The organism is Camelimonas sp. ID_303_24 (genome assembly GCF_053543495.1).
On record NZ_JBLLJM010000005.1, the window covers coordinates 457,410 to 481,814 of the forward strand.

A 24,405-nucleotide genomic window follows, 5' to 3' on the forward strand; every position below is an offset into this window, starting at 1 on the left:
CACCAGGTCGCGTTCACTTTGCCGGAAGGCGCCTCAACACCCCCACAACAAGAGACAACACATCAGGAGAGGAGCGTCATGTCAGGGAATTCAGCAGGTCCGGTTCGCGTCGCGGTCGCCCAGGCGGCGTCCTTGCCCACCGACACGGCGGGCGCGGCCCGCAAGGCCGCGGCATTGATCCGCGAGGCCGCCGGCAAGGAGGCGCAGCTCGTGGTTTTCCCGGAAGCTTTTCTGGGTGGATATCCCAAAGGCAACACCTTCGGGGCGCCAGTCGGCATGCGCACGCCGGAGGGCCGCGAATCTTTCCGTAAATACTACGATGCGGCGATTGATCTGGATGGCGACGAAGCGGCGATCATCGCCGAAGCGACCGCGGCCACCGGCATGTTCGTGGTCATTGGCTGCATCGAGCGCGATCTCGGCACCCTATATTGCACGGCGCTGTTTTTCGACGGCGCGCGCGGCCTCATCGGCAAGCATCGCAAGCTGATGCCCACCGCCGCCGAGCGGCTGATCTGGGGCTTCGGCGATGGTTCAACCATGCCGGTGTTCGAGACGCCCATCGGCCGCATCGGCGCGGTGATCTGCTGGGAGAACTACATGCCGGCCCTGCGCATGCACATGTACAGCCAGGGCGTCAGCATCTATTGCGCCCCCACCGCCGACGACCGCGAAACCTGGCTGCCCTCCATGCGCCACATCGCCCGCGAGGGCCGCTGTTTCGTGTTGTCATCGTGCCAGTACATCCGTCGCGAAGCGTGGCCAGAGGACTACCCCTGCGCGCTCGGCGACGCGCCCGAAACCGTGCTGCTACGCGGCGGCAGTTGCATCATCGATCCTCTCGGCGAGGTGCTGGCCGGCCCGGTTTTCGACAGCGAAACCCTGCTCTACGCCGACATTGATCCGGCGGCGATCGCCCGCGGCAAATATGACTTCGACGCCACGGGCCATTATGCGCGCCCGGATATCTTCCAGCTGATTGTCGACGACCGGCCAAAGCGGGCGGTCAGCCGCCTGTCAGAACGCGCCGGCGACTGATGCACAAACCCGCCAGGCCCACCTCATCGGGTTTTGGCAAAGCCCGGACGGCGTTTGGGCTTGCAGGTCACGGCGGCGACGACATCTCCGTGACCTGGCGTGAGCGGCGACCTTGGGGGCCCTTGTTGGGACCTTTTGGGGGGCCTGGCGTCTTGTAACGACCTTGCAACTGAAGAACCCCGGCATCCGCCCGGATTATGCTTCAGATCGGCCGGACAGGCCCCGCTGCGCTTCAGCCAGACCGGAATGTGACCCCAGGCATTGCTTCCGCCGCCAGCACAGCGCGCAAACGGGCAAAAACCTCCGGCGACTGGGGCAATCGGGCGTCGCCCATGCGCGTCACCGGCGCCAGCAATCGCAGGCTGTTGCTGACGAACACCGCGTCAGCGCCGCGCAAATCCGCCAGCCCCAGCGTCTGCTCGCCGGCAACGAGGCCGGCCGCCGGCGCAAGGCGCAGAAGGGCGGCGCGGGCAATGCCAGGCAGCGCGCCGGCGCTCACCGGCGGCGTCAGCAGCCGCCCGCCTGACAGGGCGAACATGTTGCCGACGCCGCTGCAGGCGACATCGCCGCGCGTGTTGAGAAACAGCGGCTCGTCGCAACCGGCGGCCCGCGCCTGGCCGGTTTCCAGAACATTGTCCAGATAGGCGAGCGTCTTGATCCGCGACGTCACCGAGGTTTCGTTGCGCCGCACCGGCGACAGCCAAAGGCTAAGCGGCTGGAACGCCGGCAAGGCCGCCATCGCCGCCCGGGAGGCGATCACGGTCGGCGCCGCCTGCTCCGGCGGAGCGACGCCGCGCGGCCCCGGCCCACGCGTCACCGTCACCCGCAGCGAGCCCGCCGCCAGCCCGGCGGCGGCCAGCGTCATGGCCCCGTCAATGCGCTGGGCCAGACCGCCCTCCGTCACAGCAAGGCCAATGGCGGCGCAGGCGTCGCACAGCCGCCGCAGATGCGCCGCGCGCCACACTGGCGCGCCATCGATCACCAGGGCCGTATCGAACACGCCATCGCCCAGCAGCAGGCCCCGGTCGGTCAGGTCAAAATCGGCGCGCGTTCCGGCAAGCGGCTCGCCGTTCAGCCAGATCATGCCCGTCTCCATCATGCGCGCCTCCATGCGTTGGCAAGGCGGATAAAATTGGCCAGCAACGCATGTCCGTGCGTTGTCAGCACCGATTCCGGGTGAAACTGCACGCCATAGGTCGGGTGCCGCAGGTGCGACAGCGCCATGATTTCTCCCAGCGGGCTGCTGGCGTCGATCCGCAGATGCGCCGCCATCGCCGGGCGCGCCTCCACCACGAGGGAATGATAGCGGCCGACGTCCAGCGGCTCCGGCAGCCCGGCGAACAGCCCCTGCCCCGTGTGCCGGATGGTGGTGGCGCGCCCGTGCATCGGTTCGCGCGCCCGGGCGATAACGCCGCCGAACGCCGCGCCGATGCACTGGTGGCCAAGGCAGACGCCGAGGATCGGCGTTCGCCCCGACAGTTCGCGCACAATCGCCAGCGAAACGCCCGCCTCATCCGGCGTGCAGGGCCCCGGCGACAGCAACACCCCGTCGATGCTTCCGCCGGCGCACATGGCGGCGATCTCCCCGGCGCCGATCGCGTCGTTGCGGACGATCCGCGTCGGCGTCCCCAACTCCTCGCAATAGCGGGCAATGTTGAAGACGAAGGAGTCGTAATTGTCGATGATCAGGAGCATGCGCCGCTCGCGTGGCGGGCGAAGGCAGAAAACAGCCGCGCCGCCTTGGTTTCCGTCTCGTCGAATTCCTGCGAGGGATCGGACAGCAGGGTGACGCCGCCGCCCGCCTGGAACACCGCTTCGCCATTGTGGAGCGCGACGGTGCGGATGGCGATGTTCAGGTCCATGTCGCCGTCAAAACCAATGTAGCCGATGGCGCCGCAATAGACGCCGCGCGCCGCGCCCTCGATTTCGGTGATGATGTCCATGGCGCGGATTTTCGGCGCCCCGGTGATCGAGCCGCCGGGAAAGGTCGCGGCGATCAGGTCGACGGCGTCGCGCCCCGCGGCCAACCGGCCGCGCACGCCCGAAACCAGATGATGCACATTGGCGTAGCTTTCCAGGGCGCACAGTTCATCGACCTGGACGCTGTGCGGCGCGCAGACCCGTGAGAGATCATTGCGCAGCAAATCGACGATCATCACATTCTCGGCCCGGTCTTTCTCCGAAGCCAGCAGGGCGGCGGCGGCGGCGGCGTCAGCCACCGCATCGGCGCCGCGCCGCGCCCGGCCCCTGATAGGGCCGGGTTTCAACCAACCCTCCCCCCCGGGCCGTGTTATTATAAAAAAAATAACCAGCCGACGAATTAATAAGATTGTATATATATGTGGTGCCCGTATAATTAAAAAAAGGGGGGGGGGGGGGGGGGACCCCCACCCCAGCGCCCCCCCGCGGCGCCGTGCCCTTGATCGGCCGGGTTTCCACCATCCCGTCGCGCAGGGTCAGGAACCGCTCCGGCGAACTGGAGGCGATGGCGACATCACCGAAATTCACGAATGCCGCGAACGGGGCCGGATTTTCCCGCCGCAGGGCGCGGTAGAAGGCCAATGGATCGAAACCGGCCGGCAAAGGCGCGCTGAAGCGGCGCGCGATATTGGCCTGAAAGATATCGCCAGCGCGGATGTATTCCCGCACGCTCTCGACGGCCGCGAGCCAGGCGGCGCGATCATGGCTTGCCCGGAAACCATCCGGCGGAATCGCCTGAAAGCCCGCGCTGCGCCCCGCCTCGGGCCGCAACGCCGCCTCCAGCAAGCGGGCGCGCATGGCCTCGCCGCGGCGGCGCGCCCGCTGCTCGCCGGCAGCGCCGGTTTCAGGAAAGCCGGAAGAATGGATCGTCGCCTGGCCGGTAGCGTGATCCAGCGCCACGACCACGTCATAACATCCTAGCGCCATGTCATCGACGCCAGACGCGCCGCGCGGCTCCGCGAGCCGCTCCAGCCGGCGGCCAAAATCATAGGCGATATAGCCGGCAAGCCCCCCCCGGAACGGCGCCGGATCGGCCGGATCGGGCGGCAGGCGATACTGGTCGATGAGACGACGCAGGGCGACAAGGGGAGCATCGGCAAGCGGCGCGCCGTTCCAGAACGCCTGGCCTTCGCGCACCCGGAACATGCCGAACGGCTCCGCCGCCAGAAACGACCAGCGCGCCACGGGGAAGGCCCCGGCGTCCGGCGCCGGCGCGGCGGTGTCGAGCAACACCAGCCCCGGCGCATCGCCGGCCGACAGGCAGGCGGCCGCCCAGACCAGGTCCGGGCAGGTCAGATCTGGAGAAAACCGGCCCTCAAGCCGGAGGTCGCAGCGCCACACGCGTTCACAATCCCGGACGGCGACGCCCGCCGCGCCTATATCCCTAAAGCATTTTGCCAGCGAAGTGGATACCACTCCGCGGGCGGGACATGCGCCAGCTCAGGATGCAGGGGCCGGGGCGCTTGCCGGCCGTCCAGGCGCCGCCGGTCCAGGACCAACGAATTTTGCCAGGCCCAACCCGCCGGCGCCCGCCCCGATGGCAAGGGCGCGGGCGGCGGCGGGCGGCGGGCGACGGACTGTCTTACACGAACAGCGCGATGGTCTGCCGGGCGATGGCCAGCAGTTTGCCGGACGGCGACCAGATGGCGGTTTCCTGGGTGGAGTAACCCTCGCCGATATCCTCGGCGAACATGCGCAGCAGCCGCCACTCATCGGCGTCCTGGTGCGCCTCGGCCGTGAAATCGACCATCCACGTCATGGTGCTGATCGGGCCGAACTCGCGCAGCAGCGCCATCGCCGTGGGCGGCGGCGCATCGGCCAGCGCCAGCAAGGCGGCGGCGGAACTGCCGGCTGCTTCGTCGCGATGCCGCAGCCAGATCAGATATTCCGGCTCGGATGAACCGGACATGGGCATGACCCCGCCGGCGGTGCGGAACTCGAAGTGCGATGAGAACGCCGGCCCCTGGCGTCCACCAAAGAAATCCGATGAATCTTCAATGGCAGCGGCGCGGGGAAAGGGCTTGCCATGGAACTTCAGGCGCGATTCCCGCGCCGCGCCATAGGTCAGCAAGGCCCGGGTGGCCACGCCCTGGTCGCTGACCAGATCAACGCCGATGCAGGCGGCGGACTTGCCGCGGCGCAGCAACACCGGGCGGGCTTCCAGCGCGCCGCTGGCCGGACCAATGAAGCTGAACTGGGCCGAGCGCAGGGGCGGCAGATCCGGGTCCATCTGCGCCGCGGCCTGGGCGCACAAGGCGGCCGACATGCCGCCATAGGTGGTGCGGCCCTGTTGCCAGTCCTCGCTCACAAACGTCGAAAAACCCTCGCCGGCGGGCTTCATCCCCGCCATCAGCGTCGAAAAAGGCGTCATCCGTACAACCCTGCCCTGGCGCATGATGCGATTAATCATGCGAAACGAATGAGTTGGAGCGGGGCTGCGGTTCAACCTGAACGCATGGCGCTCCAGCGTATTCCCACCGGAGCGAGGCCCGCTGCACGTGAGAAAAGCGCATTCATTCAAAGAGATGGAACAGAACCCCGATCTGGTCTGATCGGGACCCGCTCCAGATATCGCGCCCTCCTGGAGAGACCGCCCCGTTATGAAGCGCAACCGGCCAGCAGGGCAACCGGGCGGGAAGCTAATGTGCAGATACATGATGCGTCAACAGTAGCGCTGACAGCCAGCGGCCTCTGCCAGCCGTGCTTCTGCCCAAGTGCGACAGCCCGCCGCACGAGCGAGCGCATGCCTTGCCCCAATTTGGCAATGGAAAAATGCTGCCGGCAAGGATTGCCGACGCCGCGCGGCGGTCATAGGCTGGGCCACAGCGACGCTCACGATGTGGGCGCGCCGGAGCCGGTCCCCTCACGCCAGGACGCGCGGCGTCGTACGCGAGGCGGGAACCGCCTCTTTTCCAGAGCCTGAAGCACGACCCTGGCGACGCCAGTCATGGCTTCGCCCACCGTGGCCTCAGGCGCTGCGCTGTGGCGACAGGCCCTGCGCCTGCCGCTGGTCCCAGGACGAGGTGGAGCGGCAGTCTCATGGATTATGTTGCGTTTCTGCTCAAATCGCTTGTGAAAACGGGTACACTCAAAGTTATCGGCCCCGATGGCGTCCAGACGGTCTGGGGCAATGGTCAGGGCAGACCGGTGGTCATCCGCGTCAGCGAGAAGCTGTCGCGCCCTGGCCTGTTGCTAAACGCCGACCTGCTGATGGGCGAGGCGTTCATGGACGGCGATCTGGAGATCGTCGAAGGCGACATCTACGATCTGCTGGAGCTGGCGGCGCAGAATCTGTGGACCAGCGGTCGCACGCCGCCAACCGAAGTCCTGAACCAGACCTGGCGCCGGCTCATCCGCCGCGCCCAGCAGTTCAATCCGGTGGGGGCCTCACGCCGCCAGGTGGCGCACCATTACGACCTCTCCGCCGCCCTGTTCGACAATTTTCTTGATCCGGACCGCCAGTATTCCTGCGCTTACTTTGCCAAACCCGACGACAGCATCGAACTGGCCCAGGCGCAGAAGAAACGCCACCTCGCCGCCAAGCTGATGCTGGAGCCGGGACAGAAGGTGCTGGACATCGGTTGCGGCTGGGGCGGCCTTGGGCTTTACCTCGCCCGCGCCGCCGATGTGTCGGTCAGCGGCATTACCCTCTCGGACGAGCAATTGCTGGTGGCGCGCGAGCGGGCGACCGAAAGCGGCCTCGCCGACCGCGTCGATTTCCGCCATTGCGATTACCGCAACGAGCGGGGCCGCTACGACCGCATCATCTCGGTCGGCATGTTCGAGCACGTCGGCATCAACCATTACGACGGTTTCTTCCGCAAGGTGCGCGATCTGCTGACCGGCGATGGCGTCGCGGTGCTGCACGCCATCGGCCGCTCCGACGGGCCGGGCGCCACCAACGCCTGGATCCAGAAGTACATTTTCCCGGGCGGCTATTCGCCCGCCCTGTCGGAAGTGTTGCCGGCCATCGAGCGCGCCGGTCTCATCGTCACGGACATCGAAATCCTGCGCCTGCACTACGCCGAGACGCTGAAGGCCTGGCGCGAACGCTTCAACGCCAATCGGGAGGCCATCCGTTCACTGTACGATGAAAAATTCTGCCGGATGTGGGAGTTTTACCTCGCCGGCTCCGAGGTCACCTTCCGCCATGGCGGCCACATGGTGTTCCAGATCCAGATGGCGAAGAAGGTCGATACGGTTCCACTGACCCGCGACTACATGTTCGAGGCGGAAAAACGCCTGCCGCTGTTCCCGGAAGGGATTGCCAATCCACACGCCGCCCCGCTGCCGCCGCGCCCGGCGCCTGTCGGGACTCCCGTGGGCCCGGAAGCGGATGCGCAGGCCGCCCCGCCAACCGGCGCGGCCACAGCCGCCAGCCCGGCGGCCGGACAAAACCCCGCGCGCCGGAACGCTCCCGAAGAACACACGCCCGAAGAACGCGTTTCCGGAGAAACCGCCCCCGAAAAACAGGCAGGTCCTGAAGAACAGGAACGCCCCTGGGAACAGGCAACGTCAGCCCCGGACCGGCAAGCGCAGAGAGCGGTCTCCGCCGCGGCCGGGAGTTGACGTAACCTCAGGCCGCTGCCCCGGACCAGAAGGCGCCGCCGGTTGCATGCAACCCCGCATGGCCAGGGGCGCCCCCGGCCATGCGATGGACGCGCCAAGCGCCGCCCTGCCCTCAGGCCGCGCCCCCGGCCCTGAAGCAGGCGGAGACGATGTCCTGGGCTTCGGCCTGGATCTGCTTCAGGTGTCCATCGCCGAGGAAGCTTTCGGCGTAGATCTTGTAAACGTCCTCGGTGCCGGAGGGACGCGCGGCGAACCAGCCGTTTTCCGTCGTCACCTTGACGCCGCCGATCGGTTCGTTGTTGCCAGGCGCGCGCGACAGGCGGGCGGTTATCGGCTCGCCGCCCAGCGTGTCGCGGGTGATCTGCTCCGGGGTGATCGCCTTCAGCACCGCCTTCTGGGCGGCGTTGGCCGGGGCGTCGATGCGAGCGTAGACTGGCTCGCCAATCTCGCGGGTCAGATCGCGGTACAGTTCGCCCGGGTCCTTGCCCGTGCGCGCCGTCATTTCCGCCGCCAGCAAACCGGCGATCAGCCCGTCCTTGTCGGTGGCCCAGACGCCGCCGTCGCGGCGCAGGAACGAGGCGCCGGCGCTTTCCTCACCGACAAAGCCAAGCGAGCCGTCGATCAGCCCCCCGACAAACCATTTGAAGCCCACCGGCGTCTCGACCAGCCGGCGGCCAAGGCGCGCCACGGCGCGGTCGATGGCGCTGCTCGACACCACCGTCTTGCCGACGCCCACATGCGCGCCCCATTGCGGCCGGTTGGCGAACAGATAAGCGATGGCGACGGTGAGGTAATGGTTGGGGTTGAGCAGGCCGACCGACGGCGCAACAATGCCGTGCCGGTCCGCGTCCGTATCATTGGCGAAGGCGACGTCGAAACGCTCACGCAGGTCAATCAGCCGGGCCATGGCGTAAGGGGACGAGCAGTCCATCCGCACCTTGCCGTCGTGGTCGACGGTCATGAAGCGGAAGGTCGGGTCGACCGCGTCATTGGTGACGGTTCCATTCAGGCCATAGCGTTCGAAAATCGGCTCCCAGTAACGCACGGCCGCGCCGCCCAGCGGATCAACGCCGATGCGCACGCCCGCACTGCGCACCGCTTCCAGGTCAATGATGGAGCCCAGGTCCGCCACATAAGGCGTGATGTAGTCATGGCGCCGCACATGGCCGCTGGCCATGGCCCGGGCGAACGGCATGCGGCGCACGTCGGCAAGGCCGCCGCGGATAATGTCATTGGCGCGGTTCTGGATCAGGTCGGTGATATCGGCGCCGGCCGGCCCGCCATGGGGCGGATTGTATTTGAAGCCGCCGTCCTCCGGCGGATTGTGCGAGGGCGTGATGACCACGCCGTCGGCAAGGCCGCTGTCGCGCCCCCGGTTCCAGCACAAAATGGCGTGGGAGATCACCGGCGTCGGCGTCCAGGCCAGGTCAGCGTCGACGCACACCTCCACGCCATTGGCCGCGAACACCTCGATGGCGCTGGCGAAGGCGGGCTCCGACAAAGCGTGGGTGTCCTTGCCGATGAACAGCGGCCCGTCGACGCCCGCAGCCTTGCGGTGCTCGCAGATGGCCTGGGAGATGGCGAGGATGTGCGCCTCGTTGAAAGCAGCGTCGAACGCCGAGCCGCGATGGCCCGAGGTGCCGAAGGCGACCCGCTGGGCGGGATTGTCCATATCGGGCTTCAGCACAAAATAGTCGGTGACCAGCCGTGGCGTGTTGATCAGCTGCGACGGCCCGACCTGCTTGCCCGCCAGCGGGCTGATGGCGCTCGACATATAAGCTCCCTTTTGCCAGAGGCATTGCGCCCGGAATATTGCCGGGCGGTCCCGGCCGGGCGCAATCCCGTCATGTGATATCCGGCTCGCGAAACACGGCGGCCCGCCGCAGCCCGGAACAATCCAGACAAGCGGATACACAGGCCGCGGTCCATTGCAATCGCCCAATCGCGGCGCCGCAGTGGCGCCGCTGCGTCGCCCGGGCGGTCGTCAACAAATCTTGCAGCAAATCTCCAGCAGCTTTTGCAGCAGCGCTCCAGCAGGTCCCGCAACCGCGCCCGCGACCTCCCGCCACAGCGCCGCGCCAGTTCATACGGGCATCAGCTGTTGAAACGCTGGCGCCAGGCTGTATGGTAATTTCAGGAATTTCTGAAATTACCGTTTGGCCTGTCATGTCCATGAACCTGCCGCCGCTCGTCCAGTCCTTCGTCCTCCATTTCGGCGAAATGGGCAGCCGTTGGGGCATCAACCGCACGGTCGGCCAGATCTATGCCCTGCTTTATGTTTCGCCGGAGCCGCTCTGCGCCGACGAGATTGTCGCCGCGCTTGGCATTTCCCGCTCGAACGTCTCCATGGGCCTGCGCGAATTGCAGGCCTGGAGCCTGGTGCTGCTGAAACACCTGCCGGACGACCGCCGCGATTTCTTCACCACGCCGGACGATATCTGGGTCATTCTCCGCACCCTCGCAGAGGAGCGCAAGAAACGGGAAGTCGATCCCACCCTTTCGGTGTTGCGCGAAATTCTCATGGAGCAGCCGGCCAGCGACGTCGAGCGGCACGCCCAGCAACGCATGGGCGAAATGCACAACATGATCGAACGGCTGACCAACTGGTACGATGATGTGAAGCAGCTTGATCAGGAAAGGCTTGCGACCTTGTTGACCCTCGGCTCGCGGGTCACCAGACTGCTTGAAACAACAGACCGGATCGTGTCCCTCGGCCGGAAACGGCGCCCAACCACGAAGGGCTGAGGCCATGCGCGGCAATTCCTGGCCAGCGGAAACAGGCGGCGCGCCCCATTGCCGGGAACCCGGCGGCGTAGCGCCGGCGCCCCCGCGCGTCGCCGGATCCGGTCATGGCGCCGCGCCGGCGCCTGCGGCTTCCCCTCATGACATGGCGGCGGATGCGCCGGCCGGCGGACGGGCAGGCGCCGCGTCCTCCGGTGAAGAAACTGCCGGCAACCCTCCTTCCGCCCGTGCAGGAATGGGCGTCGCCCGCAAGGCCGCCCTGATCCAGACCGCGGCGGCGCTCGTCTGGCTGCCACAGGCGGCGCTGATCGCCTGGGCGGTCGGCGGCCTCGCCCATGGCGCGCCGGCCAGCGCCATGCTGGCGCCGGCGGCTGGCGTGCTGGCGCTTGGGCTGGTGCGCGCAGCGCTCGACGCGCTGGGCGTGCGCTACGCTTTCCAGGGCGCCCGGCCGATCCTCACGGCGCGCCGGCTGGCGGCCTGCGAGGCCGTGGCGGCGCGCTCGCCGCTCGACGTCAACCGGGTGGCCTCCGGCGAGGCCGCCGCCATCATCGGCGAGCAGGCCGAGGCGGTGCAGGCGTGGCTCTCCCGCTTCCAGCCGGCCCGCCTGAAAGCCAGCATCGCGCCGCTGGTCATCCTGGCCTGCGTCATCCCGTTCTCCTGGGTCGCGGGGCTGATCCTGCTCATCGCCGCGCCGCTGATACCGCTGTTCATGGCCCTGATCGGCTGGCGCGCGAAGGCGGCCAGCGAGGCGCAACTGGTGGAAATGGGCGCGATGAACGCCTTCCTGCTCGACCGGCTGCGCGGCCTCGCCACCATTCGTACTCTCGGCGCCGTCGAAACCACGGCGACGCGCCTGCGCGCCAATGCCGAAAGCGTGCGCCGCAAGACCATGGCGGTGCTGCGCATCGCCTTTCTGTCCTCGGCGGTGCTGGAGCTGTTCTCGGCCCTCGGCGTGGCGCTGGTCGCCGTCTACATCGGCTTTCACCTGCTCGGCGAACTGCCCTTCGGCGCCTGGGGCGGCAAGCTGACGCTCGCCCAGGGTCTGTTCATCCTGCTGCTGGCTCCAGCGTTTTTCGACCCGCTGCGCGAACTTTCCGCCGTCTGGCATGACAAGGCCGCCGGCGAAGCGGCCATGGTGGCGCTGGACAGGCTGTCGGCGGCTGGCGGGGGGGATGGGGCCATCCCACTGCCTGGCGCATGGCGGACGCAGCAACCGGGCGACGCCACCGTTTCCCCGCCCCAGGCCGCCTCCCCGCCGCAAGCCCTTTCCCTCCCTCAGATTGATTACCTGTCTCAGGTTGCTCCGCTACCTCAAGCTTCCTGCCCCGCCGGCCCCCTCGCGGTGACCGCGCATGGCCTCGGGTTCCGCTATCCTGGCGCAACGGGCCCGGCCTTGCCGGATGGCATCAGCATCAGCATCGCAGCCGGCGAACGGGTGGCGTTGCTCGGCCCTAGCGGCGGCGGAAAATCCACCCTGCTGGCGCTGCTGGCCGGCCTCGCCGCGCCCCGGCGCGGCGTCATCACCATTGGCGGGCAGCCCCTCGATGATGCAAACGTCGCCGGACTGCGCCAGCGCATGGCCTGGATCGGCCAGCAACCGCACGTCTTCACCGGCCCGCTGGAAGGCAATGTCAGTCTTGGCCGCCCGGCGCCGGACGCCAGGGCCAACGCCCGGCAAGCCCTGCGCTGGGCCAGTCTCGCCGACGTCGCCGCCGGCCGCGGCGGCGCCATCATCGGCGAGGGCGGCGTTGGCCTTTCTGGCGGCGAGGCGCTGCGGCTCGCCCTGGCCCGCGCCGCGTTCAATCACGACGCCGGCCTCGTGCTGGCCGATGAGCCGACGGCGCACCTTGACCGCGCCACCGCCAGCGCCGTGACCGAAAGCCTGCTGGACCTCGCGGTGGGGCGCACCCTGATCGTCGCCACCCATGACCCGGAGCTGGCCAGCCGCATGGACAGGACAATTCATCTGGCGGCGACAGGCGCGCCGGAGGAGCGGACATGACCACCCCCGTCTCGCCCCCATCCCGCCCCGCCCCATCGCGCAGCTCCACCCTGTCACATGGCCTGTGGGCCGTGCTGAAACTGTTCTGGCGGGGCCAGCGCAATCGCCTGTTGCTCGGCGCGGCGCTGGCCGCCTGCACCGTGCTGGCGGGCATCGCATTGCTCGGGCTTTCCGGCTGGTTCATCACCGCCACCGCCATCGCCGGCCTGATGGCGGCGACAGCCCTCGCCTTCGACGTGTTCGCGCCATCGGCCGGCATCCGCTTTCTCGCCCTGACGCGCACGGCCTCCCGCTATGGCGAGCGCCTCATCACCCATGACGCCACCTTCGCGGTGCTGGCCGCATTGCGCGAGCGGGCGTTTCGCGGCTGGGCCCAACCCGGGGCGGCCCGGCAATTGCTGCTGCGCCCCGCCCGCCTGCTGTTTCGCCTGACCAGCGACATCGACGCGCTGGATTCGCTCTATCTGCGCATTCTGGTTCCCGCCGCCGCCGCGCTTGGCGCGGCCCTGGCGGCTGGCGTCACCCTGGGAATGGTCAACGGCTGGTTTGGCCTGCTCGCCGGCTTCTGGCTGCTGATCGCCGGCCTTGGCGTGCCGGCGCTGGCGGCCCGCCGGGCGCTGACGCCATCGCGCCGCCGCAGCAGCGGCCTGGAAACCTTGCGCCAGCGCATCATTGATCTCACGGCCGGCCAGACCGATCTGGTCATGGCCGGACGCATGGCGGCGGCGCAGGCCGGCGTCGCCGACGCCGACGCGCGCCTTGCCCGCGCGGACAATGCGCTGAACCGCATCGAAGCCCGGGTCACGGCGGCGTTCGGCGTGGCAACGGCGCTGCTGCTTGCCGCCGCCCTGCTGACGGTCGCGGCCCTTGCCGAAAGCGGGGCCATCGGCGCGCCTGTCGCCGCCATGGCCGTGCTGGTGGCGCTTGCGGCGCTTGAGCCCTTCGCAGCCCTGCGGCGCGGCGCCATGGAACTGGGCCGCACGTTGCTGGCCGTGGGCCGGCTGGCCCCACGCCTCGCCGACCAGCCGGCGCCGCCGCTCCGGCGCGTCCCGGCCGATGACGGCGCAGCCGCGACCTTGCGCCAGGTCTGCGTGCGCCATCCAGGCGCCGCCCGGCCCGTGCTTGTCGACGTTGATCTGACTGTCGGGTCCGGTGAGCGCATCGCCATCATTGGCGCCAGCGGAGCCGGCAAATCCACCCTGCTGGCGTTGCTGGCGGGAGAAGTGGAGGCGGCCTCGGGTGAGGTCCTCAACCGGCCCGCCAGCCTGCTGACCCAGCGCACCGAACTGTTCCAGGACAGCTGGCGGGGCAATCTGCAACTGGCGGCGCCCGAGGCGGACGATGCGACGCTGATGAAGGCGCTGGCGGCGGTCAGCCTCGACGATGTCATCAGAAGTCGCGCCGCCGGGGATATGACATCACCGCTTGACGCCCCTTTGGGCGAAGGCGGGGCTGGCCTTTCGGGCGGCCAGGGCCGGCGGCTGGCCCTGGCCCGCCTGCTGCTGCGCGATGCGCCGCTCTGGCTGCTGGATGAGCCGACCGAGGCGCTGGACGCCGCCACCGCCCGCGACGTGCTGGGATGCGCGGCGCGGCTGGCGGGGGCGCGCGCCCTGGTCATCGCCACCCACCTGCGCCGCGAGGCCGAACTGGCCGACCGGCTGCTGGTGATGCGCCACGGCCGCCTGACGGCGAGCGCCCGGCGCGGCGAACCGGCGTTCGACGCGCTGCTCGCCGGGCTGCGGCCGGACTGATTGGCGCCGGGCGTCGCCCGGCGCGCCAGCCCGTGCTGGCCTTGAAGCGATTGGCATAACCGCGACGGCGAGTTCGTCGCGCCAGGGCGTTTTCCGACCAGGCGACATCGTCTGGTCGATCAGATTTCGCTCACAACAGCAAAATCCTGAGCGGTTTCTGGCCATGTGGACCGGAAGCCGCCCAGGCGCAGAAACACCGGGCCTTGAACCCGGTCCGGGCGAACGCCCGGGACGCCGGCGCGCGTTCCGGCGGCAGCTTCGGGAACCATGAAGCGGCGCTCCAGCCGGAGCCCTGCCGGCGCTGGCAACAGCGCCAGCGCAGACCTTCCGGCGCGGCGCGGCTGCATTGCTTGCACGCCGGGTGTTGCCCGGCCAGGCGCTGACGTCCGCCCCGTCGGGGCGGATCAACCAGGGGGCCAGGGCAAATGTCCTGGCGAAACAGATGGAACTGGACATTGTCGCCCTGTCGCGACTGCAGTTCGCGTTAACGGCGCTATACCATTTTCTGTTCGTGCCGCTGACGCTCGGGCTCTCCATTCTCGTCGCCATCATGGAGACGGTCTATGTGATGACCGGCCGCCCCATCTGGCGACAGATGACCAAGTTCTGGGGCGTGCTGTTCGGCATCAACTTCGCCATCGGCGTGTCCACCGGCATCGTCATGGAATTCCAGTTCGGCATGAACTGGAGCTACTACAGCCACTATGTCGGCGACGTCTTCGGCGCGCCGCTGGCGATTGAAGGCCTGATGGCGTTCTTTCTGGAAGCGACGTTCGTTGGCCTGTTTTTCTTCGGCTGGGACCGCCTGTCCCGCGTTGGCCACCTGACGGTCACCTGGCTGATGGCGCTCGGCACCAATTTCTCGGCGTTGTGGATTCTGATCGCCAATGGCTGGATGCAAAACCCGGTTGGCGCGGTGTTCAACCCGGAAACCATGCGCATGGAAGTTTCCAGCTTCTATGACGTGCTGATGAATCCGGTGGCCCAGGCCAAGTTCGTCCACACCGTCTCCGCCGGCTATGTCTGCGGCGCCATTTTCGTGCTTGGCGTCTCGGCCTGGTACGTGCTCAAGGGCCGCCATCTGGCGCTGGCGAAGCGCTCGATGACCGTGGCGGCCTCGTTTGGCCTGGCCGCCTCCCTCTCGGTCGTGGTGCTTGGCGACGAGAGCGGCTACCTCACCAGCGAACACCAGAAGATGAAGCTGGCCGCCATCGAGGCCATGTGGGAGACCGAGCCGCCGCCGGCTTCGTTCACCCTTGTCGGCTTCCCCGACCAGGCCGCGCGAGAGACCCATTACGCCATCCACATTCCGTGGGTGATGGGCCTGATCGGCACCCGTTCGCTCGATACCCCGATCATGGGCATCAACGAACTGACGCAGCGCGCGGAAGGCTTCATCAAAAAGGGCGTCATCGCCTATGACGCCCTGCAAAAGATCCGCGGCCTGCCGCGCGGCGCGGCCATCCCGGAAGATCTGCGCAAGTCCTTCGAGGAAAACGGCAAGGATCTCGGCTACGCCCTGCTGCTGAAGCGCTACGTCGACGATCCCCGCCAGGCGACGCCGGAGCAGATCCTCAAGGCGGCCAATGATACGGTTCCCATGGTGGCGCCAATCTTCTGGCTGTTCCGCATCATGGTTGGCTGCGGTCTGGTCTTCATCGCCCTCACAGCCGCGTTCTTCATCCAGTCGGCCCGCCGGCGTCTGGAAGGGCCGCGCTGGCTGTTGTGGCTGGCTGTGCTGGCCATCCCGCTGCCATGGATCGCCATCGAGGCGGGCTGGATGGTCGCGGAGCTGGGGCGCCAGCCCTGGGTCATCGAAGGCGTGCTTCCGACGGCGCTCGCGGTGTCGAGCCTTGGCGCGCACACCGTGCTGATGACCATCATCGGCTTCACGGCGCTCTATCTCGTCCTGATTGTCATTGAGATGAAGCTGATGCTGCGCGCCATCCGCAAGGGGCCGGAGCCGGATCACGATCCGGAAGCCGCCCTCGTCCCGGCCGTCCTCGCGCCCGCGGAGTAAGTCATGATCCTTCACGAACTGATCTCTTACGAACACCTGCGCCTGATCTGGTGGGTGCTGCTTGGCGTGCTGCTGATCGGCTTCGCCATGACTGACGGCTTTGATCTTGGCGTCGGCGCGCTGCTGCCCTTCGTGGCGCGCACCGACGTGGAGCGACGCGTCGCCATCAACTCCATCGGGCCGGTGTGGGAAGGCAACCAGGTCTGGCTGATCCTTGGCGGCGGCGCGATCTTCGCCGCCTGGCCCCAGCTCTACGCCGTATCGTTCTCGGGGTTTTATCTGGCGATGTTCGCCATATTGATGGCCCTGATCCTGCGGCCGGTGGGCTTCAAATACCGCTCCAAAATCGACAGCGCGCGCTGGCGCAATGGCTGGGACTGGGCGCTGTTCATCGGCGGCTTCGTGCCGGCGCTGATCTTCGGCGTGGCGGTCGGCAACGTGTTGCAGGGCGTGCCGTTCCGCCTCGACGACACCATGCGGATTTTCTACGACGGGACCTTCTTCGGCCTCCTCAATCCGTTCGCGCTGCTGTGCGGCGTGCTCTCCGTCTGCATGCTGCTCACCCATGGGGCGGCGTGGCTTGAGGTGAAGACTGAAGGCGCGGTGCGCGACCGGGCCCGGAGCATCGGCTCGGTCACGGCGTTACTGACGCTGGCGCTGTTCGCGCTGGCCGGCGTCTGGCTGTACTACGGCATCGATGGCTATCGCTTCACCAGCGAGGTCGTGCGCGGCGGCGCCTCCAACCCGCACGCCAAAACGGTGGCCCTGGCGCCCCTGGCCTGGTTCGCCAACTACCAGGCGGCGCCGTGGACGCTGATCGCGCCCGTTCTCGGCATCCTCGGCGCGCTCGCGACCTTCATCGCCATGCGGGCCCGGGGCGAGATCTCGGCCCTGCTGTGCAGCGATGTCGCCATCTTCGGCATCATCGCCACCGTCGGCGTCTCGATGTTCCCGTTCATCCTGCCGTCCTCGGCCGATCCCAATGTCTCGTTGACAGTGTGGGACTCCTCATCAAGCCACCTCACCCTGTTCATCATGCTGTTCGCGACCGCGATATTCCTGCCGCTGATCCTCATCTACACCGCCTTCGTCTACCGGGTGTTGTGGGGCAAGGTTGACGCCAAGGCCATCGAATCCGGCGACGGTCACGCTTACTGAGAAAGGGAGGACGATCGCATGTGGTATTTTTCCTGGATGCTCGGACTGCCGCTCGCAGCCGCCTTCGCCGTGCTCAACGCCATGTGGTACGAGCTGATGGACGATCAGGCGAAGGCGAAAGCCGCAGCTATGGCCCCTGTCCCCGACCAGCCGCGCAGCTGATCCGGATCACGCGCCAAACACATTGCTGAAATGCGAAAGGCGCCCCTGTGGGGGGCGCCTTTTTTGCGTCTGGGGCCGAATAGGCACCCATGGCTGGCCAGGGCCAGCGACCGTCAGCCAGCCTCGCTTTCCAGGCGGGCGATCGCCAGCATCTCGCCGGTAATCTGCGCCAGCTCCTGCGGCGCGATCACATAGGGCGGCATGGCGTAAAGCAGCTTTCCGAACGGCCGCAGATAGACCCCGGAAGCAAGCGCACGGGCATGCACCCGCGCCGTATCGAGCGCTTCGCGCATCTCGATGACGCCAATAGCTCCCAGAACGCGAACATCGGCGACGCCGGACAACGCCCGCGCCGGCTCCAGCTCGCGCGCCAGTTGACGGGCAATGGCTGCAACCTGCCCGCGCCAATGCCCCCCGGCCAGCAGATCGATGCTGGCGCAGGCGGCGGCGCAGGCCAGCGGATTGCCCATGAAGGTTGGCCCGTGCATCAGCAGCCCCGGGTCGCCAGCAGAAACATCGTCCGCAACGGCCCGGCTGGCCACGGTGGCGGCGAAGCCCACGTGGCCGCCAGTAAGCCCCTTGCCAAGGCAGATAATATCCGGCGCAACTCCTGCGTGATCCATGGCGAACATCCGCCCGGTGCGGCCGAAGCCAGTGGCGATCTCGTCGAAAACCAGCAAGATCCCGTACCGGTCACACAGCGCGCGCAGGCCGCGCAAGTAGCCTGGCTGGTAGAAGCGCATGCCGCCGGCGCCCTGCACCACCGGCTCCACGATAAATGCTGCGATACGCCCGCTCTCGCTGGCGAACAGGCGCGCGACCTCGCCGAGGCCATTCACTGCCGCATCGTCATTCCAGGCAGCGTCGAAGGGCAGAGGCGGCGCTGGAACAAACAGCTGCGGCTGCAGGCTGGCCCCGAAACTGCCATGCATGCCGGTTACGGGATCGCACAGCGCCATCGCCTTCCAGGTGTCGCCGTGGTAGCCGCCGCGGACTGTGGCGAACAGCGTACGCCCGGCCTCGCCCCGCGCCGCCTGGGCCTGACGCGCCATTTTCAGCGCCACCTCCACCGCCACCGAGCCGCTGTCAGCGTAAAATATGCAATCCAGCCCCTCGGGCAGCAGGCCCACCAGCCGGCGCGCCAGCCCGATGGCAGGATCATGGGTCAGCCCGCCGAACATGACATGGGGCAGGCGCCCAAGCTGGCTGGCCATGGCCGCCAAAATCGCCGGATGGCGATGGCCGTGAATGGCGCACCACCATGACGACATGGCGTCGATCATCCGCCCGCCGTCGGCGCGCTCGAGGTAGATCCCTTGCGCCGCAACAATGTGATGCAGCGGCGGCGGCTCCCGCATGCTGGCATAGGGCCGCCAGATGTGCCGCCGGTCGAACGCCGCGTCGCAGGACATGGCGCTGGTCAAGACCTTCGTCATCGCCCACCCCCTTGCATGAGCGCCCGGACGGCGGCGACATCGATCTGCGCAAACGCCGACGCCAGCGCCGCCTGCTCAAGCTTGACGACCGGCAGCCGGCCAAGGTTGCGGCAACGTCCGAGGGCGCAAATGATCGCCTCGCTGTCTGGCGCCGCCTGCCCGGAAAACAGCACCCCGGCCACATGGCATCCCCGGCTGCGCAGGGCCTCGAGCGACAGCAAGGCGTGATTGATTGTCCCGAGCGACGTGCGCGCCACCACAACCACCGGCGCGCCCCAGCTGGCGAAAACATCCGCATAAACCGTGTCGCGGGTCAGGGGGGTCAGGACGCCGCCCGCCGCTTCCACCACCAGCGGGCGCGGCGAGGCCGGCAAGGCGAGGGCTTGCGGGGCAATCGTTACGCCTTCACGTTCCGCCGCCAGGTGAGGCGAAGCCGGCAACGCCAGCCGCCACGCTTCGGGCAGCGCCGGACGGCCGCTCAGACGCACAACCAGCTCGCTGTCAGTTTCGTCGTCGAGCCCCGCCTGCACCGGCTTCCAGTAGGTCGCGCCAAGCGCCTGCACGAGGCCGGCGCTGACAATGGTCTTGCCGACGCCGGTGTCGGTTCCGGCCACCACGATCACCCCGTTCATGCCTGTGCTCCCTGAAGACCGGCAAGTGTTTCGAACAGGTTCGTGACGTTCTCGCAGGTGACGTTTCCGGTAATGGCGATGCGCAGCCGCGAGGCTCCCGAAGGCACCGTCGGCGGGCGGATGCCGCGAACGTCGAAGCCCTGGGCCTGCAGCGCAGCGGCCAGCTCCATGGTTCGGCCGTCCTCGCCAATGATGACGGGGATGATCTGGGTTTGCAGTCCGGAGAGGCCGCAGCAGCGCGCCGCCTCAGCATGGGCATGGGCGATCAGTTCCAGCGCCCGCTGGCGCAACTCCGGCCGGTCCCGCAGCACGCCAAGCGCGGCGCGCGCCACCTCGGCCATCAGCGGCGATGGCGCCGTGGCGAAAATGAACGGCCGCGCCCGGGTCACCAGAAGATCGACAAGGGTGCGGTCGCCGCAAATCAGGCCGCCGCTGGCGCCCAGCGCCTTGCCGCAGGTGTGCAAGGTCAGCAAGCGCACCCCGGCGGCCTCAATGCCATGGGCCAGGCCTGCGCCATGCGGGCCGTACAGGCCGGTGGCGTGCGCCTCGTCAACCACAAGGATGGCGTCATGGCGGCGCGCCAGCGCAGCCACATCAGCCATCGGCGCCTTGTCGCCTTCCATGGAATAGACGCTTTCGACCGCCAGCCAGACCTCGCCCGCGCCCCCCGCCGAGCGCCACGCCCTGATGCGCTGGTCAGCGTCGGCCATGTCGTTATGAACGAAGGCGACCGCCGGGCCACGGCGCAGACGCAACCCCTCATGGACGCTGGCGTGGGAAAGCGCGTCATAGACCACCAGATCATCCTTGCCTGGCAGCGTGGCGAAGATGGCCTGATTGGCCTGGAAGCCCCCGCCGAGGTAGAGCGCGGCCTCCGCCCCGAACAATTGCGCCGCGTCCTGCTCAAGCGCCTCATGCGCAGAATGGTTGCCGCGCAGCAGCCGCGATCCGCCCGACCCCACGGGAATTCCCGCCGCCAGGGCCGCCATGGCGGCGTCGCGCAGCACGCCGGATGCCGCCAGCCCCAGATAATCATTGGAGGCAAAATCGAGGCCAGCAGCTGTCTGCAGCCGTCGCAAACGTCCTCTTCGCGCCAGTTCGGCGAGATTGGCGGCATGCGCCGGATAGTGCGGCCGGGCTGGCTGCGCCCCACCGCGCGCAACGCTGTCTGAACTCGCCATTGTCTGGCCTCCTTCTCTGCTGTGCCGAGCAGGGATAGCCAGCCGCGCGCGCAGCGTCGAATCTGCTGCTGAAATTATCTATTATTCTACGTAGTTGATGTATAAAATAATTTTACGGATGCGTCGCATCATGGCTGATGGAAAATCCAGCCTGACCACGCTCAGCCTGTCAACATTCTCGCTGAAGCCTGCACTTTATCTATAAAATCGACAGCGCCCTGCCCGACCCTGACGCAAGAAGGCCCGGAACAAGGTTCCGGGCCTTCCATAAATTCAACGCATCCCGCAGCTGCGGGCGCCAGGTCTTACCAGCAGCCCCAGGCGTTGCAACGGCGATAGCCGTAATAGCCATAACGGGGACCGGAATTGGCGCCGAGAATGGCGCCGCCCACCACGCCGGCAGCCGCGCCAACGGCAACGGCGGTAGCGGCCTGGTCGGACTGGCGACGGCTCTGGTCAAAGGCGGCCGCGACGCAGCGGTCGTAGGTGGCGGTGCCAGGGCGCAGGCCAGTCTGGCGGCAGGTCATCTCGGCGGTCACCGCCGATTCCTGGGCGCTCTGACAACCAGCCAGCATCGCCGCGACGCCAACAGCCGCAGCGGCGAGAGACCAACGAAATGACGACATGCGCTTCCCCGTTAAAAATGTATGTCCGATACCCCGGCAAACAATATCCCGCTCCAATTGTCAATGGAGGTTCGCGCCAGTTCGCATGAAATACAGCCACGGCCAAGCCTTCAATACCTGCGATCGCCCACAACGCTCAAAGTTAAAACGTAATCGTTGATGCAAATTTACAAATATTTTTTCGAAATACGCAAACTCGTCAAAATATTGACCCAACTCTCATGATTCAGCTGCATTGTCGCCATATATGGACAGTGCGGCCGCCAGCGACAATTGAACCCGCCCACCCATGACCGGGCGCCGCCGACGCCGGCGGAATGCGGATGACTGGCCGGATTTACTTTTCGTTAACCATTTTGGATGATCCGCGATGCTCGGCAGGCGCAGACAGCGCGCGCCCATGACCCATCGTCCCCATGGCCCCGAAGCCACACTCTCCCGATGACATTCGCGTGATCCCCACGCGTCGCCGCGCCAGCCAGGCCGCCTGTTTCCGGGGGCGACAAATTGCCCGACTTAATTGTAGGACAATCGTGCGCTACAAAAAACCCGCAACAGGAGGAGTACACCGTGGCCGTGACCGAAACCCAGCTCGCCGAACTTCAGGCCCGCCTGAAGGCTTTCATGGCGAAGCACATCTATCCCAACGAGCAGCGCTACTACGCGGAAGGCGAGAAGCTTGGTCCGTGGCGGGTGATCCCTGTCGTTGAGGAACTGAAGAAGATCGCGAAGGCGGAAGGCCTGTGGAACCTGTTCCTGCCTGACGATCCGCGCGGCGCCGGCCTCAACAACCAGCAGTACGCCACCCTGTGCGAGATCATGGGCCGCTCGATCATGGCCCCGGAAGTGTTCAACTGCTCGGCCCCCGACACCGGCAACATGGAAGTGCTCGTCCGTTACGGCACGCCAGCGCAGCAGAAGCAGTGGCTGGAGCCGCTGCTGGCGGGCGAGATCCGCTCGGCCTTCTGCATGACCGAAGCCGATGTCGCCTCCTCCGACGCCACCAACGTCCAGCTCGAAATCCGCCGCGACGGCGACGACTACGTGCTGAACGGCCGCAAGTGGTACACCACCGGCGGCACGGATCCGCGCTGCAAGATTTTCATCGTCATGGGCCGCAGCAATTTCGAGCCCGGCGCCAGCCCGCATGCGGTCCAGTCGCAGATCCTCGTGCCCCGGAACACCCCTGGCGTGAAGGTCATCCGCCCGCTGCCGGTGTTTGGCTTCTATGGCGTGCCGGACCGCGCGTCTGAAGTGTGGTTCGACAATGTGCGCGTCCCGGCTTCGAACATGCTGCTGGGCGACGGTCGCGGTTTCGAGATCGCCCAGGGTCGCCTTGGCCCGGGCCGCATCCACCACTGCATGCGCCTGATCGGCATGAGCGAGCGCATCCTTGAGCGCATGTGCCGCCGCGCCGACGCCCGCGTCGCTTTCGGCAAGCCGGTTTCCGAGCAGACCGTCACCCTGGAGCGCATCGCCGAGGCGCGCATCATGATCGAGCAGTGCCGCCTGCTCACCATGAAGGCCGCCTACATGATGGACACGGTTGGCAACAAGGAAGCCAAGCAGGAAATCGCCATGATCAAGGTGGCGGCGCCCAACATGGCCTGCAAGATCGTCGACTGGGCCATCCAGGTGTTTGGCGGCGGCGGCACCAACAACGACCACTATCTCACCGTCTGCTACTCGCTGGCCCGCGCCCTGCGCCTGGCCGACGGCCCGGACGAGGTGCATCGCAACCAGATCGCCCGTCTGGAGCTGAAGCGCCACCGCAACACCGATCCGGACGTCACCGGCGGCCGCGGCCTTGGCTTCACCCGCCAGGAGGCCCAGGAGTTCGCCGACGCCGGCCTGTGGGCGCGCCCGGCTGACTGGGCCGAGTAACTCCTGACCGGGTAGCTCCTGACCGGGCAGCTCCTGGCCGGGTAACTCCTGGCCGGGCAACCCCGGCGGGCAGATCGCGACATGGCGCCCTGACCCGGCGCCCGTCGCGCCGGGTCAGGGCGGGATGCCTTCAGGCCGCCGCATCCTGCGCATATTCCACGATGGGCCTGACTATTGGCGGACAGGCGACGTCCGCCTGTTTGCCTCACGCCGGTCCGTCAGGACGCCGGCGCACCCGACCCGCCGGCGGACGCACAGCCCGCCGGCTTGACGACGCGCTGCGTCGACGCCGGCGCCCGCGGCAGCAGACGCTCCGGACGGATGGGGCGAGCGACGAGCCCGCCACCGCAATTGGGGCAGATCCCGCCCAGGGTCTGGTCCGCGCAACTGGCGCAAAACGTGCATTCGAACGAACAAATCCGCGCATCAGGGCTGGACGGCGGCAGGTCGCGGTCGCAGCATTCGCAATTGGGGCGCAGTTCCAGCATGGGGCTCCTCCTTCAGCACGTTGACATCCTATATGGCAAACGCACGGTCACATACTGGCGCACCTGCCGGCGCACGCACCGCCGCCCAGAACGCCTCCAGCTTTCGCGACAGCCTGTTCAGCGCCATCGTGCGCGGCCTCTATGAAGGTCGCTACGCGCCGGGACAGCGGCTGGTGGAAGCCGATCTGACGGCGGAATATGGCGTCAGTCGCGGCCCGGTGCGCGAAACCCTCAGCCGCCTCGCCGCCGAGGGCATCGTCACCCTGTCGCCAGGGCGCGGCGCCGCCATCCGCAAACTGGGGTGGCGGGAAGCCGTTGATCTGCTGGAATTGCTGGAAGCGCTGGTTGGCCTCGCCGCCGCCGGCGCCGCGCGCCGCGCCGCGAGCGACGCCGCTGGCGCCGCGCGCCTGGAGGCGGCGGCCAGCCAGCTTGCGGCGTTCGACCACGCCACGCTCACGCCAGGTTACGCCCTGGCGCGCGACCGTTTCTACGGGGCGCTGGTTGACCTCGCCGGCAATGCTGAACTGGCCCGCGTCATGCCGCGCGTGCAATCACACCTGCTGCGCATCCAGTTCCGCGCCCAGGTGGCGCGCTACGACGAATTGCGGCATCAGGATTACGGCGTGATCACCGGCGCGGTTCTTGCCGGCGACGAGCAGAAGGCCCGCGCCGTCACCCAGCGGCACTTCCGCCGCATGATCGACGTCATGCACGAGAGCCAGCAGCAGGCCTGACC

The 24,405-nt window shown here is 67.5% G+C and carries 20 protein-coding genes and 1 pseudogene; 10 read left to right on the forward strand and 11 right to left on the reverse strand.

Translation table 11 applies throughout. From position 1 onward, the window contains the following. Positions 1 to 78 precede the first annotated feature (78 nt). Positions 79 to 1,038 (forward strand): carbon-nitrogen hydrolase family protein, encoded by a 960-nt coding sequence (locus tag ACERNI_RS07650; RefSeq protein ID WP_448832670.1) that lies wholly within the window; start codon positions 79 to 81, stop codon positions 1,036 to 1,038. Between the two features lie 232 nt (positions 1,039 to 1,270). On the opposite strand, the gene ACERNI_RS07655 is transcribed toward ACERNI_RS07650, so the two are convergent. The 5 genes and pseudogenes from ACERNI_RS07655 to ACERNI_RS07675 form a co-directional block, all read right to left on the reverse strand. Further along, the gene (locus ACERNI_RS07655; protein ID WP_448832671.1) at positions 1,271 to 2,137 is read right to left on the reverse strand and encodes an aminotransferase class IV; all 867 of its coding nucleotides are present in this window, start codon (positions 2,135 to 2,137) and stop codon (positions 1,271 to 1,273) included. Continuing rightward, positions 2,134 to 2,733 carry an anthranilate synthase component II gene (locus ACERNI_RS07660; RefSeq protein ID WP_448832672.1) on the reverse strand — a complete coding sequence of 200 codons (600 nt, stop codon included), beginning with the start codon at positions 2,731 to 2,733 and terminating at the stop codon, positions 2,134 to 2,136. Before ACERNI_RS07660 ends, ACERNI_RS07655 begins: the two co-directional genes overlap by 4 nt. Beyond that, positions 2,724 to 3,293 (reverse strand): annotated as a pseudogene (locus ACERNI_RS07665) (chorismate-binding protein); the annotation flags it as partial. The gene ACERNI_RS07660 and the pseudogene ACERNI_RS07665, both read right to left, overlap by 10 nt. Beyond that, entirely contained in the window at positions 3,250 to 4,359 is a 1,110-nt protein-coding gene (locus tag ACERNI_RS07670; RefSeq protein ID WP_448832673.1) for a chorismate-binding protein, read from the reverse strand. The gene ACERNI_RS07670 and the pseudogene ACERNI_RS07665, both read right to left, overlap by 44 nt. 241 nt (positions 4,360 to 4,600) lie before the next feature. Beyond that, positions 4,601 to 5,389 carry a thioesterase family protein gene (locus ACERNI_RS07675; protein WP_448832674.1) on the reverse strand — a complete coding sequence of 263 codons (789 nt, stop codon included), beginning with the start codon at positions 5,387 to 5,389 and terminating at the stop codon, positions 4,601 to 4,603. A 668-nt stretch (positions 5,390 to 6,057) separates the two neighbouring features. Between ACERNI_RS07675 and ACERNI_RS07680 the strand changes: the two genes are divergently transcribed. Continuing rightward, on the forward strand, positions 6,058 to 7,587 hold the full coding sequence (locus ACERNI_RS07680) for a class I SAM-dependent methyltransferase (protein ID WP_448832675.1): 1,530 nt from the start codon (positions 6,058 to 6,060) through the stop codon (positions 7,585 to 7,587). A 112-nt stretch (positions 7,588 to 7,699) separates the two neighbouring features. Here ACERNI_RS07680 and pgm read toward each other — a convergent pair whose 3' ends face one another. Continuing rightward, on the reverse strand, positions 7,700 to 9,361 hold the full coding sequence (gene pgm / locus ACERNI_RS07685) for a phosphoglucomutase (alpha-D-glucose-1,6-bisphosphate-dependent) (RefSeq protein WP_448832676.1): 1,662 nt from the start codon (positions 9,359 to 9,361) through the stop codon (positions 7,700 to 7,702). Positions 9,362 to 9,759: 398 nt separating this feature from the next. Here pgm and ACERNI_RS07690 point away from each other — a divergent pair, with 398 nt between their 5' ends. The 6 genes from ACERNI_RS07690 to cydX all read left to right on the forward strand — a co-directional run bounded on the left by ACERNI_RS07690 (position 9,760) and on the right by cydX (position 17,422). Then, entirely contained in the window at positions 9,760 to 10,332 is a 573-nt protein-coding gene (locus tag ACERNI_RS07690; RefSeq protein WP_448832677.1) for a GbsR/MarR family transcriptional regulator, read from the forward strand. 232 nt (positions 10,333 to 10,564) lie between these two features. Next, positions 10,565 to 12,331, forward strand: coding sequence for a thiol reductant ABC exporter subunit CydD (gene cydD / locus ACERNI_RS07695; protein WP_448832678.1), 1,767 nt, complete (start codon positions 10,565 to 10,567; stop codon positions 12,329 to 12,331). Beyond that, the gene (locus tag ACERNI_RS07700; RefSeq protein ID WP_448832679.1) at positions 12,328 to 14,082 is read left to right on the forward strand and encodes an amino acid ABC transporter ATP-binding/permease protein; all 1,755 of its coding nucleotides are present in this window, start codon (positions 12,328 to 12,330) and stop codon (positions 14,080 to 14,082) included. The genes cydD and ACERNI_RS07700 overlap by 4 nt, the downstream gene beginning before the upstream one ends. Before the next feature lie 442 nt (positions 14,083 to 14,524). After that, on the forward strand, positions 14,525 to 16,102 hold the full coding sequence (locus ACERNI_RS07705; RefSeq protein ID WP_448832680.1) for a cytochrome ubiquinol oxidase subunit I: 1,578 nt from the start codon (positions 14,525 to 14,527) through the stop codon (positions 16,100 to 16,102). A gap of 3 nt (positions 16,103 to 16,105) precedes the next feature. Further along, positions 16,106 to 17,260, forward strand: coding sequence for a cytochrome d ubiquinol oxidase subunit II (cydB, locus tag ACERNI_RS07710; RefSeq protein WP_448832681.1), 1,155 nt, complete (start codon positions 16,106 to 16,108; stop codon positions 17,258 to 17,260). Between the two features lie 18 nt (positions 17,261 to 17,278). Beyond that, positions 17,279 to 17,422, forward strand: coding sequence for a cytochrome bd-I oxidase subunit CydX (gene cydX / locus ACERNI_RS07715; RefSeq protein WP_448832682.1), 144 nt, complete (start codon positions 17,279 to 17,281; stop codon positions 17,420 to 17,422). A gap of 113 nt (positions 17,423 to 17,535) precedes the next feature. Here the strand turns inward: cydX and bioA are convergent, their stop codons facing one another. From bioA to ACERNI_RS07735, 4 genes are all read right to left on the reverse strand, one after another. Continuing rightward, positions 17,536 to 18,858 carry an adenosylmethionine--8-amino-7-oxononanoate transaminase gene (gene bioA, locus ACERNI_RS07720; RefSeq protein WP_448832683.1) on the reverse strand — a complete coding sequence of 441 codons (1,323 nt, stop codon included), beginning with the start codon at positions 18,856 to 18,858 and terminating at the stop codon, positions 17,536 to 17,538. Further along, entirely contained in the window at positions 18,855 to 19,490 is a 636-nt protein-coding gene (bioD, locus tag ACERNI_RS07725) for a dethiobiotin synthase (protein WP_448832684.1), read from the reverse strand. The genes bioA and bioD overlap by 4 nt, the downstream gene beginning before the upstream one ends. Next, a complete protein-coding gene (locus tag ACERNI_RS07730; RefSeq protein WP_448832685.1) occupies positions 19,487 to 20,671 on the reverse strand; it encodes an 8-amino-7-oxononanoate synthase in 1,185 nt (394 codons plus the stop codon). The genes bioD and ACERNI_RS07730 overlap by 4 nt, the downstream gene beginning before the upstream one ends. A 305-nt stretch (positions 20,672 to 20,976) precedes the next feature. After that, positions 20,977 to 21,297 carry a hypothetical protein gene (locus ACERNI_RS07735; RefSeq protein WP_132001900.1) on the reverse strand — a complete coding sequence of 107 codons (321 nt, stop codon included), beginning with the start codon at positions 21,295 to 21,297 and terminating at the stop codon, positions 20,977 to 20,979. A 570-nt stretch (positions 21,298 to 21,867) separates the two neighbouring features. On the opposite strand from ACERNI_RS07735, the gene ACERNI_RS07740 reads away from it, so the two are divergent. Beyond that, positions 21,868 to 23,181: an acyl-CoA dehydrogenase family protein gene (locus ACERNI_RS07740; RefSeq protein WP_448832686.1), complete on the forward strand. Its 1,314-nt coding sequence runs from the start codon at positions 21,868 to 21,870 to the stop codon at positions 23,179 to 23,181. 218 nt (positions 23,182 to 23,399) lie between these two features. Here the strand turns inward: ACERNI_RS07740 and ACERNI_RS07745 are convergent, their stop codons facing one another. Then, positions 23,400 to 23,669: a DUF1272 domain-containing protein gene (locus ACERNI_RS07745; RefSeq protein WP_448832687.1), complete on the reverse strand. Its 270-nt coding sequence runs from the start codon at positions 23,667 to 23,669 to the stop codon at positions 23,400 to 23,402. Between the two features lie 32 nt (positions 23,670 to 23,701). Between ACERNI_RS07745 and ACERNI_RS07750 the strand changes: the two genes are divergently transcribed. Then, positions 23,702 to 24,403 carry a GntR family transcriptional regulator gene (locus ACERNI_RS07750; protein WP_448832688.1) on the forward strand — a complete coding sequence of 234 codons (702 nt, stop codon included), beginning with the start codon at positions 23,702 to 23,704 and terminating at the stop codon, positions 24,401 to 24,403. Positions 24,404 to 24,405: the final 2 nt, after the last annotated feature.

Bases quoted from the DNA above. Each gene is read 5' to 3' on its own strand.
- ACERNI_RS07650 (WP_448832670.1), top strand. From the start codon at position 79: ATGTCAGGGAATTCAGCAGGTCCGGTTCGCGTCGCGGTCGCCCAGGCG.
- ACERNI_RS07655 (WP_448832671.1), bottom strand. From the start codon at position 2,137: ATGATGGAGACGGGCATGATCTGGCTGAACGGCGAGCCGCTTGCCGGA.
- ACERNI_RS07660 (WP_448832672.1), bottom strand. From the start codon at position 2,733: ATGCTCCTGATCATCGACAATTACGACTCCTTCGTCTTCAACATTGCC.
- ACERNI_RS07675 (WP_448832674.1), bottom strand. From the start codon at position 5,389: ATGACGCCTTTTTCGACGCTGATGGCGGGGATGAAGCCCGCCGGCGAG.
- ACERNI_RS07680 (WP_448832675.1), top strand. From the start codon at position 6,058: ATGGATTATGTTGCGTTTCTGCTCAAATCGCTTGTGAAAACGGGTACA.
- pgm (WP_448832676.1), bottom strand. From the start codon at position 9,361: ATGTCGAGCGCCATCAGCCCGCTGGCGGGCAAGCAGGTCGGGCCGTCG.
- ACERNI_RS07690 (WP_448832677.1), top strand. From the start codon at position 9,760: ATGAACCTGCCGCCGCTCGTCCAGTCCTTCGTCCTCCATTTCGGCGAA.
- cydD (WP_448832678.1), top strand. From the start codon at position 10,565: ATGGGCGTCGCCCGCAAGGCCGCCCTGATCCAGACCGCGGCGGCGCTC.
- ACERNI_RS07700 (WP_448832679.1), top strand. From the start codon at position 12,328: ATGACCACCCCCGTCTCGCCCCCATCCCGCCCCGCCCCATCGCGCAGC.
- ACERNI_RS07705 (WP_448832680.1), top strand. From the start codon at position 14,525: ATGGAACTGGACATTGTCGCCCTGTCGCGACTGCAGTTCGCGTTAACG.
- cydB (WP_448832681.1), top strand. From the start codon at position 16,106: ATGATCCTTCACGAACTGATCTCTTACGAACACCTGCGCCTGATCTGG.
- cydX (WP_448832682.1), top strand. From the start codon at position 17,279: ATGTGGTATTTTTCCTGGATGCTCGGACTGCCGCTCGCAGCCGCCTTC.
- bioA (WP_448832683.1), bottom strand. From the start codon at position 18,858: ATGACGAAGGTCTTGACCAGCGCCATGTCCTGCGACGCGGCGTTCGAC.
- bioD (WP_448832684.1), bottom strand. From the start codon at position 19,490: ATGAACGGGGTGATCGTGGTGGCCGGAACCGACACCGGCGTCGGCAAG.
- ACERNI_RS07730 (WP_448832685.1), bottom strand. From the start codon at position 20,671: ATGGCGAGTTCAGACAGCGTTGCGCGCGGTGGGGCGCAGCCAGCCCGG.
- ACERNI_RS07735 (WP_132001900.1), bottom strand. From the start codon at position 21,297: ATGTCGTCATTTCGTTGGTCTCTCGCCGCTGCGGCTGTTGGCGTCGCG.
- ACERNI_RS07745 (WP_448832687.1), bottom strand. From the start codon at position 23,669: ATGCTGGAACTGCGCCCCAATTGCGAATGCTGCGACCGCGACCTGCCG.
- ACERNI_RS07750 (WP_448832688.1), top strand. From the start codon at position 23,702: ATGGCAAACGCACGGTCACATACTGGCGCACCTGCCGGCGCACGCACC.